The following is a 7,952-nucleotide window of genomic DNA, read 5'->3' on the forward strand; positions in this document are numbered from 1 at the left end:
GATGCGCCCGCTGCCCCGCCTCGCGTTCGCCACGTTCCCCTTCGTTTTGGCCGCGTGTAGCCTCTTCTACACGGACATGGAGGACTGGGCGTGCCCTCCCGAGGGGACACAGCTTACCTACGAAAACTTCGGCGCGGCGTTCATGAACGCCCATTGCCAGAGCTGCCACGCCTCCACGGCCACGGATCGCGCCGGCGCGCCGGGGGAGTTCATCTTCGATACGAAATCGCAGGTCCAGCGGCACAGGGCGCGGGTCTTCGCGCGGAGCGCCGCGGAGAACGACTCGATGCCGCCCGGGCCCGACGATCCGTCGCTCGACGATCGCATGAAGCTCGCCGACTGGCTCGCCTGCGGCGCGCCCTGATCCGCCTCACCGCGGAGGCTTCGCGGGCTCGTCGCTCGAAAGCTCGCGCAATCGTTCTTCGAGGGACTTCTTCAGCTCGGGCTCGGAGACGGCCCCGATCCGCTTCTGCAGCGCGCGCACCTGCGCCACCCGCAGCGCGTCCTCCGCCGGCACGGCGATATCGGGCAGGACGCCCGTGCCCTCCCAGTTCGTCTTCGTGATCGGATTGATCGCGCGGCCCGACGGGACGAACGCGGCGAGGTGATCCCCGAGGCGCAAAAAGTCCCCCGGGTTCGCCCCACCCCAGGTCTTCTCGCCGATGATGACGCCCCGCTTCTGCGTCTGGAGGTCATACGCGAACTCCTCGGCGCCGGATCCCGTCCGTTGGCTCGTGAGCACGTAGACGTCCTTGCCCAGGTATCGCTTGCCCGGCACGCTGCTCGTCCAGAACTGGCGCGTCTCGTTCTTCGGGCGATCGTAGATGTCGTTGAGGTGCACGGCGCCGTCGAAGAAATAGCTGCACAGCACGGCCACGAGCTCCGGATCCCCGCCGCCGTTCCGGCGGACGTCGATGATCAGCGCGTCCGTCTCCGCCAGGAAATGCATCGCCGCAGCCGCGGCCTCCGCCCCGCGCCCGACGAAACTGAAGGAGCGCACCTCCACATAACCGATATTCCCGGGCAAACGCTCCACCCGCTCGAACCCGCCGTTCAGCCGCAGCCCCTCCGCCTCGAATCGCTCGCGCTCCGCCGCCGTCGGCTCCGTTTGTAGCTCGGCCTCGGGGATCTCCTCGGCCAGGTATCGCACGCGGAAATGCGCGTCCTTCAACACCTCGTTCACGTGCGTCGTGAGCGCCGCGGCGAGCGCGTGCCCCGTGGTCAACTTGTCGTATTCGCCGCGCTTGCGCCGGGCCTCCACGGCGGCCCGCACCAGCTTGGTTTTCTCGGGAAACACGTACCGCGCATCGAGGTGTTTGAGGAGCGCGTCGATCGCGGCATTGCGCTCCGCGGGCGTCACCGGCCCATCGGAACCGCGGGGGGGCGGGGCCTCCTCCTCCACGGCCATCTGCGGCGAAGGGCTCGAAAGGATCGATCCCCGGGCCGGGGCGGCCGAGCCCCCGCAGGCCACGACGAACAAAAGTGGCAAGACCCCGATCCCCGTCATCCTTTGCATGCGCGTAGCTCCTCCTCTATCCACTCCGACGATCGTCCGCCGTTCGGGTGACGACGCCAAGCGCACCTCGTGAAGGAGGAGCAGGATTTCGACGCCCTCGCGCTTCGAGGAGAGCGCGAGGGATTGCGCTTGACACGACGTGCCCTTCGGAATTCCCATCACGCATGCGAACGCGCGGCCTGGCGCTTTTTCTCGTGTCCTGCACAGGCGCGGGCGCGCCTCCGCCGGCCGCGCAAGACGAGGTGGCAACGGCGACGGCCGCGCCCCTCGGGCTCGACGTCGCCGAGGAGAATCGGCAAGCGGAAGCGAATGCGCGTTGCGAGGGCTGTCACGAGGAGGTGGCGGCCGAGTGGCGTGGATCGCTGCACCAGCGCTCGTGGAGTGATCCGGTCTTCCTCGCTGCGTATTCAATCGAACCCCTGCCCTTTTGCCGCGGCTGCCACGCCCCGGCGGCCGATCCCCAAAAGCCGCCGGATCCCGGCGCGCGCGCCATGGGCGTCGGATGCGTGACCTGCCACGCGGACCTCGCCGCGGAACCCGTGCTCGCGGGCCCGACGCCGCACCGGAGCCGCTCGACGCCGGGATTCGACACGGCCGCCGCCTGCGACGGCTGCCACGAGTTCGACTTCCCCCGACGCAAAGGCGCGCGCATGCAAGCGACCCTCACGGAGCACCGCGCGAGCCAGCACGCCGGTACGCCTTGCCAAACCTGCCACATGAAACCCAAGGCGCGCGCGGGCGGCCGCTCCGGCAAGGGACATCGATTCGAAGTGCGCGAGGATCCGGCTCTGCTCCGCTCGGCCGTCGAGGCCGCCGCCGCGCCGCGCAGCGATCGCTCGATCCTCGTGACCCTGCGCGCCGGCGCCGTGGGCCACGCCTTCCCCACGGGCGACCTCTTCCGCAGAATCGAGATCCGCGCCTCCGCCGTGGGAAACGCCGCGCTCCGCGCCCCCGCCGTGGCCCTCCAGCGGGTCTTTCGCCTCGAAGGCGCGGAGAGCGGCTTTTCCTCGCGCATCGAAGTGCGTGACGAGCGTGTCCCCGCCTCGGGGGCGCCGCGCGCCGCCGTGCTCGTCTTCACCGACTCGATCGAGGGGCAAACCATTCGCTGGGAGGTCGTCTACCAGCGTATGGGCCCCACCCTGGCGGCGTCCTTCGGCGTGGACCTCGAACAAGACGAAATCGTCGTCGCCACGGGCACCCTCCGCATCCCCAGCCCCCCTGCCTCGCCATGATGAAACGAAAAAACATGCTCGCCCCGCGTTCGCTTTTGCTCCTCGCCGGAGCCACCACCCTCGTCGCGCTCGGCGCGTCGTGCGGCGCCGCGCCGCAGCCGCGGCCGACGGCCGCCCCGTCCAAACCCAAGCCCGCTCCGATCGCGGAGGCCGCCGCCGAGGAGCCGAAGCCCGCGATCCCCGTCGCGTGGGTCGAGACGACGCCGGAGAGCCCGGTGATCGACGGCGAGCTCGGCGAATGGGGTACGATCCCGGCGTCGCCCTCGGTCGGGCTCTCCGTGACCAAGGACGGCGCGCACATCGTCACGGACCTCGTCGGCGACGCGAAAAACGGGCTCTGGATCGAGCTCTCGACGCCGGCCGCCGAGCTTCGGCCCCTGGGAGAATGGTCGCGGGACGGCACGTTTTACGAGTTCAATTGTACGGACAACCTCGAACCGGAGGCCGCCGCGAAATGCAAGGCGACGCTGGAGCGTCACGCCGCCTTCGCGGCGAAACACGCAGCGCGCTTCACGCGGCTCTTCCGGCTCGACGAAAAGGGCCTCCGCTGGCGCGGCGACGGCGGCCTTTTGCCCGTCCCGGGTGCGGTCGTCGCCTCGAAGGTGAAAGGCGACCGCGTCACGACCGAGATCAAGCTGCCGCTCTCGGCCTTGCCGCGCATCTCCGAGGCCCCCGCGATGACGTTTTCCCTGGCCGCGGTCGCGGGGCCCGCCGACAAGGCGCCGGCGATCCAGCCCGAGCAGCGGTCGGACCTCAGCGCGCCTGCGGACATCGATTTCGAGCCGATGGGCGAGCTCCGCGCCGCCGCCCGCATGCACGCGCTCCGCGAGGCGTTTTCTTATCACCCCGCCCAGCCGAACCTCGTCGAGCTCGTCGATTTCCCCGACCGCGTGCACGGCGGCACATCGCTCGAGCCCACCGAGCAGGTCCTCTGGGAACCCTTGACGAAGCTCGGGGACCTCGAGCTCGGGTACGTGCACCTGCTCGATACGTACATCGGGATCTTCAAGGCGAAAAAGCTCGTCGACACGGTCTTGCTCGTGGGCGAGCCCAAGGGGTTCGTGGAGCGGAACAAGTCGGTTCACTTCTTCGGCTACGACGAGCACGCGATGGATCCGATCGGCGCGATATCCTCCTCGTGGAGCGTCCTTGCCGTGGACGCGGCAGGGGACACCTCGGAGCCGCTGGAGGCGGACGTCTTGACGTCCGGCTGGTCCTCGGTCGACGCGTTCCACGAAAAGAGCTTCGATCGCTTCGGCATGCGCGGCGTCCCCTACAGCGGCGAAGAGTCGGAGAGCGCAAGCCCGCTCGAGCTGCTCTGGACGTGGAACAAGAAGACCGGCCAGTACGTCCCCTCGCGCCGGACCCCCCGCGGAAAACGCTGATCTTCCCCCTTTCCCTCGTTTCTCTCCGCCCACGCGTCACCGCTCTCCGCCTGCACAGTCCCGCGCCTGCGCGAGCGGAAACGATACGTTCTCCGCCGAGCCTGCTGGCCCGGGGGGTGCAGTGGTGTTCGGACGGCCGCCATCTTGGCAGGACGATGAACACCATGAACACCACCCGAAGCGTCATTCTGGCCGCGTCCATACTCGCGCTCATCGGCGCACAACGCGTGACCTCGGCGCAAGAACCGCGGCTCCGCCCGGGATTTGTGCCGAATGGTTACTTCCGAACCCACGAAATCCTCGTGCCACGGGCTCCCGGACGAGAGCCCATGAACGAAACGAACAGGGCCGCACGCCTGCACCCCGAGCTCCGGGGCGCGCTCCTGCGCATCGATTCCGGTCCGGCGTCCGGCGAGAGCTCGCGGCCCATTTTCCCGTCGAGCTGGTGGCCGATGACCGAAAACGGCATCGCCGACCGCTGGAACTCGCGAAACAAGGACTACAGCGATTTCCGCTCCGATCCGGAGAACCTCTCGCCGGTCGAAAAGTACGATCTCCTCATGAACCCGGGCGAGGCGCAGCGCCTCCCGCAGGTCCGCGCCTTCACGTCCGAGGAGATGCGCAGGCCGGAGCGCGAGCGCGGCTCGGGCGCAGTCCGCCCCTCGATCGTCGTCGCCGGCCCCGCCACCGCGTGGGAGCTCTTGAACCACGGCACCTACCAGACCACGGTCCCCGAGTCGTGGTGGGGCCATTGCAATGGCTGGTCGTCGTACTCCACGGCCGAGCGAGACGGCGCGCCCAGCCGCGACGTGCGCGTTCGGCGCGAGAATGGCCGGATCGTGGAGTGCAATGGCGAGCGCGGCCGCTCCTGCGTGCTCTTCCGCATGGCGGACCTCGAAGCGCTCTTCTCGGAGATCTACTTCCACGACTCGTCCACGATGGCCGGCAACCGCTGCAACGTGCCCGAGGACGACATCACGCGCGACAGCGTCGGACGGCCGACGACCGCCGCCTGCCGCGACGTGAACCCCGGCACGCTGCACATCGCCTTGACGGGCCTCATGGGCCGCGGCGCGCCCGCGCTCGCGAACCTCGGCGGCCCGCGCGAGCGGCTCCCGTTCGTCATCGATTACGCGTACGGCGACGAGGTCTGGACATTCCCGGTCGTGAAGTATCGCATCCAGGAAAACGAGGCGATCGACGAGCGGCGCGCCTCGCAGCTCGTCTGCAACGGCGACGGCCCCTCGGCCGGCTGCCGAACCTACCGCTGGAACGAGAACGCCGTCCGGTTCGCGCGCATCCGCACGAGCATCCACCTCGTCAATTACGCGGCGAGCATCGAGCAGCTCCTCGTGCCGCCCCTGCAACGTCGTCGCCCCACGGCCGAGGTCACGTACCATTACGTGCTCGAGCTCGACGGGCGCGGCACGATCCTCGGCGGCGAATGGATCGACTCGCCGACGGGCGTCGGACCGAACAGCAAGGAGCTGCACCCCGACTTCATTTTCATGTCGGCGTTCCCCGACGCGAGCGACGAGGCCGGGGACGACACCGGCGGGCGCAGCGACAACCCGCACATCTCGTCCGTCGTGCTCCAGTCGATCCTGCGCCTCTCGCGCAATGGCCGGTAGGACATCAGCGACCGTGCGTGGAAAATACGTGATCGCCCTCGGGGCGCTCGCCGCGGGCCTCGCGGCGTGCGCCCCCGAGGGCCCTTCAGCGGGCGCCGCGGCGTCGGCGCCGGCGGTCGAGCAGAGCGGCGCGGAGCTCCGTCGCGGGCCGCCCTCGCTCTGGACCGCGGAATGGACGTGGCTCGTCTTCGCGGCGAACGACGACCTCGATCCGAACCTCGTCTCCGCGTTCGATCAAGACGCGCTCGAATGGCAGCACGGCCTCGGCGGCAGCGCCCTCTTCCGCATCCTGGTGCAACGCGACTATGCGCCATTTCAAATGGGCGACGACGGCAACCCCCGCCCCTCCGAGCGGTATTCGCTTTACCGTGAGGAAGTGAGGCCTCCGGGCCGGGAGAACGAGGAGCCGGGTGTCCTCGTCCTCGGCGAGACCGACACGAGCGACATGGCGACGCTGCGCGATTTCCTGGTGGAGGGCGTGCGGATGTACCCGGCGCGCCATTACTGGGTGACGTTCACGGGCCATGGCGACGGGTTCACGGGGCTCGCCGACGACACGACGTCAGGCGAAGGAAAACGTTTGTCCCTGACGGGGCTCTCGGCCGCGCTCGGCGAGGCGTCGAAGGTGATCGAGACCGAGATCCGCACGAAACCCGGCCTCGGCGGGTTCGGGACCTCGAACCGCATCGACGTGGTCGCATTCGACGTCTGCCGGCTCGGCGCCGTCGAGGTGGCCTCGTCGCTCTCGGGCGTCGCCGATTACATGGTCGCCTCGCGCGAGACGATGCCAGACGCGGGTCATCCGTACAGCGCGCTCCGCTACATCGCGCAGGATCGCCCCGCAGCGAGCCCACGCGTGCTCGTGGAGGCGGTCGTCACCGATTACGTGCGCGCCTACGTCGAGGGGGTCTCGACGGCAGGGCGCGCCTACGTCGGCACCTCGGTCACGAGCGTCGGCCTCGATTTGCGTCGCATCGGCAAGCTCGAAGAGGCGCTCGCCGACCTCGTCACGGCCGTGCGTCGAGAGCGACCTCGCGGGTTCTCCTGCGAGGAGGTCACCTCGCTCTTCGCCGAAGCCTGCGGCGGGGCAGGCATCGTCGCCTCGGCAGCGTCCGCGTCGCACGGAGGGCGGTCGCGGCGTGCGTCGCGGTCACGCACGACAGCATCGGACGCCTCGGTCGACCTCGTGGCCTTGCTCGACCGGCTCGCAGATCCCGCGCATTGCGGGCCAGACGGCTCGGGCTCGGTCCTCGTCGGTCCGGACGTGGCAGCAGCAGCACGCGAGGTGCTGGCCGTCATCGGCCGTCCGCACCTCTGGACAAAAACAGAGCCCTGGGGCGAACAAGTGCAATACGGCGGCCAGTACCGGCGTCTCGCCGGCTTCCACGCGACGAGCCCCTTCGTGGTCGAAGCCCAGCGCATGGAGCCGGCCACAGGCGCGCGGCTCGGCGGCTTGAGCGTGTTATGGGGCAATCCATTCGAACTCCTGCTCCGCGAAAGCGGGCGGTCCCTGATGGACACATACCGCGCAACGTCGTTCGAAAAACGCACGGGCTGGACGAAGATGCTGGAAGCGTGCATCAACCAGGCCGAGGCCTGCCGGACGGGCACGCCGTGGCCGGGGGAGGACCCTTGCGAGGGGCTTTGAGGCGCCGCGCTGGGGCTTTGCCCCAGGCCCCAGCAGGGGCTATCCGCCCCTGCACCCGGACCAGCCAGGGGCTGGACCCGAGGTCGATGAACTGCGCGATGCGCAGTTCATCGAACAGGCCCGGTCAAGACCGGCAGCGACGTTGCCAACCGAGACAGGCGCGCGGCCTTCCAGCGGGCCGGTGGCAAGACCATGGGGGGGTTCGCTGGCGTCGGTTCGATGCGCTGCGCGATACGCAGTTCATCGATGAGGCCGTGTCTTCCGGCTTGGAGGCCGAGCCAAAAGGCGACGGGGACGCGTGTGCGAGAGATGGGGGGCACGGTCCGAAGAGACGACGTCGAGTCTCCGGAGACACGAGGTCGTGCCTTGGAGGTACGAGGTCGTGTCTCTGGGGCGTGCCGTCGAGCCTCCGGAGGTACGAGGCCGTGCCTTGGAGGAACGGGGACGATGGAAGGGGCGGCGGGCTCGTGGCTTCGAGAGATGGGCACGATGCGGGAGACCATGGGCTCATCGCCCGAAGACCTACGGCCCCATCACGTG

Annotated in this window: 6 protein-coding genes; 5 read left to right on the plus strand and 1 reads right to left on the minus strand. The window is 69.2% G+C overall.

Annotated elements, in window-relative coordinates:
• Position 1: 1 nt before the first annotated feature.
• On the plus strand, positions 2-364 hold the full coding sequence (locus E8A74_RS48210; protein WP_136935945.1) for a hypothetical protein: 363 nt from the start codon (positions 2-4) through the stop codon (positions 362-364).
• Positions 365-370: 6 nt separating this feature from the next.
• Here the strand turns inward: E8A74_RS48210 and E8A74_RS48215 are convergent, their stop codons facing one another.
• Positions 371-1,516 (minus strand): S41 family peptidase, encoded by a 1,146-nt coding sequence (locus E8A74_RS48215; protein WP_170229941.1) that lies wholly within the window; start codon positions 1,514-1,516, stop codon positions 371-373.
• 164 nt (positions 1,517-1,680) lie between these two features.
• On the opposite strand from E8A74_RS48215, the gene E8A74_RS48220 reads away from it, so the two are divergent.
• The 4 genes from E8A74_RS48220 (at position 1,681) to E8A74_RS48230 (ending at position 7,412) form a co-directional block, all read left to right on the plus strand.
• A complete protein-coding gene (locus tag E8A74_RS48220; protein WP_136935947.1) occupies positions 1,681-2,748 on the plus strand; it encodes a multiheme c-type cytochrome in 1,068 nt (355 codons plus the stop codon).
• Positions 2,745-4,133: a hypothetical protein gene (locus tag E8A74_RS53570; RefSeq protein WP_170229942.1), complete on the plus strand. Its 1,389-nt coding sequence runs from the start codon at positions 2,745-2,747 to the stop codon at positions 4,131-4,133. Before E8A74_RS48220 ends, E8A74_RS53570 begins: the two co-directional genes overlap by 4 nt.
• A 329-nt stretch (positions 4,134-4,462) precedes the next feature.
• A complete protein-coding gene (locus E8A74_RS53575) occupies positions 4,463-5,764 on the plus strand; it encodes a hypothetical protein (RefSeq protein ID WP_170229943.1) in 1,302 nt (433 codons plus the stop codon).
• 13 nt (positions 5,765-5,777) lie between these two features.
• Positions 5,778-7,412: a clostripain-related cysteine peptidase gene (locus E8A74_RS48230; protein ID WP_136935948.1), complete on the plus strand. Its 1,635-nt coding sequence runs from the start codon at positions 5,778-5,780 to the stop codon at positions 7,410-7,412.
• The last annotated feature ends 540 nt before the right edge of the window (positions 7,413-7,952 follow it).

The organism is Polyangium fumosum, from assembly GCF_005144585.1.
Lineage (GTDB): Bacteria > Myxococcota_A > Polyangia > Polyangiales > Polyangiaceae > Polyangium > Polyangium fumosum.

Bases quoted from the DNA above. Each gene is read 5' to 3' on its own strand.
- E8A74_RS48210 (WP_136935945.1), top strand. From the start codon at position 2: ATGCGCCCGCTGCCCCGCCTCGCGTTCGCCACGTTCCCCTTCGTTTTG.
- E8A74_RS48215 (WP_170229941.1), bottom strand. From the start codon at position 1,516: ATGCAAAGGATGACGGGGATCGGGGTCTTGCCACTTTTGTTCGTCGTG.
- E8A74_RS48220 (WP_136935947.1), top strand. From the start codon at position 1,681: ATGCGAACGCGCGGCCTGGCGCTTTTTCTCGTGTCCTGCACAGGCGCG.
- E8A74_RS53570 (WP_170229942.1), top strand. From the start codon at position 2,745: ATGATGAAACGAAAAAACATGCTCGCCCCGCGTTCGCTTTTGCTCCTC.
- E8A74_RS53575 (WP_170229943.1), top strand. From the start codon at position 4,463: ATGAACGAAACGAACAGGGCCGCACGCCTGCACCCCGAGCTCCGGGGC.